Below are 2,318 nucleotides of genomic sequence, written 5' to 3' on the forward strand. Positions count from 1 at the left end.
GACAGCCAGGGCTCCTCAGTCAATGCTCCTGCCGGAGGTACGTCTCTCGTACAGTGCGGAACGGGATGATCGTACCGACGGCTGGGAGGAGCGCCTGTCTACGGCGGTGGCATCCCTGCCGGTCAGGTTCTGGAGCCTGACCTACGGGGCGCGTATGCGCTCCGCCCTGGCTCGTATTAACGCTTTTGAGCCGGAATTCGAACCTCTCGACGAAGCCGGGCTGGCCCGGGAAGTCGAGAGTGTCAGAATGAGCTTGCGCCGCGATGGCGTGCGTTCCCGCGCCAGGTACAGGGCCTTTGCGCTCATCCGTGAGCTGTGCAGGCGCCACCTTGGCTTGCGACATCATGATGTACAGCTGCTGGGTGGCCTGGCGATGTTGGGCGGCCATCTGGCTGAAATGGATACCGGTGAAGGTAAAACCCTGACCGCCTCTCTCGCTGCTGCTACGGCGGCGATGGCGGGCATACCGGTGCATGTGGTGACCGTAAACGACTATCTCGCCGAGCGAGATGCCGAGAATCTTGCGCCGCTGTACGCCGCGTTGGGCATACGGGTTGCCGTTATCAAGGGCGGTATGGAGCCGGCGGCGCGGCGCAAGGCCTATGCGACGGAGATCGTTTACTGCTCCAACAAAGAGCTGGTATTCGACTATCTGCGTGACCGGGTCACCCTGGCGGGCAAACCCAGTGATATGAGGCGACGCATCCGCAACCTGCTTGGCGAAGAGGCGCCGGAATCCCGGCTGGTGATGCGGGGCCTGCATTTCGCCATCGTCGATGAAGCCGATAGCGTACTGGTCGATGAAGCCAAAACCCCACTGATTATCTCCCGTCAGAGCGATGTCGAGGCGGAAAAAGCCTGGGCCGGCACCGCTCTGCAGCTGGCCGAGGCGCTTGACGAAGATGTTCATTACCGGCTGCGCGCCACCGAACGTCGTATCGAACTGACCCGGAAGGGGCAGGAATATCTCGAAGAACTGACCGACGAACTCGGGGGGATCTGGGAGAGCCGGATCCGGCGCGAAGAGTCGGTACGTCAGGCGTTGTCGGCGCTCTACCTGTTCAAACGCGGGGATCACTACCTGGTGCTTGAAGGCAAGGTGCAGATCGTCGATGAGTATACGGGGCGTATTCAACCGGATCGCTCCTGGTCCGATGGTCTGCATCAGCTGATCGAAGTGAAAGAAGCGGTGGAGGTGACGCCGCGTAACGAGGTTATGGCGCGGATAACCTATCAGCGTTTCTTCCGTCGTTACCTGAAACTATCCGGTATGACAGGTACCGCACGAGAGGTACGCAGTGAACTCTGGCATGTGTATGGCCTGCCGGTGGTGCGCATCCCGCCAAATACCCGTTCGCTGATGCTCAGATTACCCGCGCGTGTCGTTGATTCAGAGGAAGCCAAGTGGCAGCAGATCACTGAACGCGCGCGCGAGGAAAGCCAAGCCGGGAGACCGGTGCTGATCGGGACGCGTTCAGTTATCGCCTCGCAGGCGGTCAGCGAATGTCTCACTCAGATGGGACTTGAACACGCCGTTCTCAATGCGGAAAACGATGCCATGGAGGCCGAATTGATTGCCCAGGCAGGCGGGGCAGGGCGGATTACCGTAGCGACCAATATGGCAGGACGGGGTGTGGATATCGCATTACCCGAAACGGTTATTGAGCGTGGCGGGCTGCATGTGATCCTGACTGAACGCCATGATTCGGCCCGTATCGACCGGCAACTTGAGGGGCGTTGTGCCCGCCGGGGGCAGCCAGGCAGTTGTGAGGCCATACTGTCGATGGAAGACGCTATCCTCGAATTGTTCCATGAAAGTTTTTCCAGTTCGCTCGCCAGTCTCTCCTCATCCGACGCCGTGCGCCTGAGATTGCTTCGCAAGGCACAAAAACGCGCGGAAGCCTCGCATTCCCGCACCAGACGGGACCTTCTGCGTCAGGATCATAAATTGGTCAACCTGCTTGCATTCGCGGGCGGGGTCGAATGATGCCAATAGGTATCACTTTTCTCGTCAGAAGATAGCCATTTGTTTTGTGTGTGTACTGCGTTTGTTACCTAAGAGGTACACCTATGAAACAGCATCTGTGATCTGCTTCATACAAGCGTTTGGTTGTGCAGGAAATTTACAGTCAGCTGGTCTAGTCTGCCAGCCTAGGAATTTCTTTAAACGGTGCAGGGCCTTTTATTAAATCGATATTCGGAATTCAGGCCCTTCCGTCGGTATTCAATGGATTGTTCAGTGTTGCGTAGTTGCTCAGGTAGTAGGAGGGGCATGACACCGAATCGACAATAAAACCCGTAAAGGGTTGGGGGATGTA

General features: G+C 57.9%; 1 protein-coding gene. It reads left to right on the plus strand.

Annotated elements, in window-relative coordinates; translation table 11 throughout:
- Positions 1 to 22 precede the first annotated feature (22 nt).
- Positions 23 to 1,987 (plus strand): DEAD/DEAH box helicase, encoded by a 1,965-nt coding sequence (locus tag ACQUQP_RS07565; RefSeq protein ID WP_432698191.1) that lies wholly within the window; start codon positions 23 to 25, stop codon positions 1,985 to 1,987.
- Positions 1,988 to 2,318 lie beyond the last annotated feature (331 nt).

It is taken from the genome of Marinobacterium sp. YM272 (assembly GCF_050908845.1).
In the GTDB taxonomy this organism is placed as follows: domain Bacteria; phylum Pseudomonadota; class Gammaproteobacteria; order Pseudomonadales; family Balneatricaceae; genus Marinobacterium_D.

What these genes read in the sequence shown, in the direction of transcription:
- ACQUQP_RS07565 (WP_432698191.1), top strand. Translation starts at nt 23, where the DNA reads ATGCTCCTGCCGGAGGTACGTCTCTCGTACAGTGCGGAACGGGATGAT.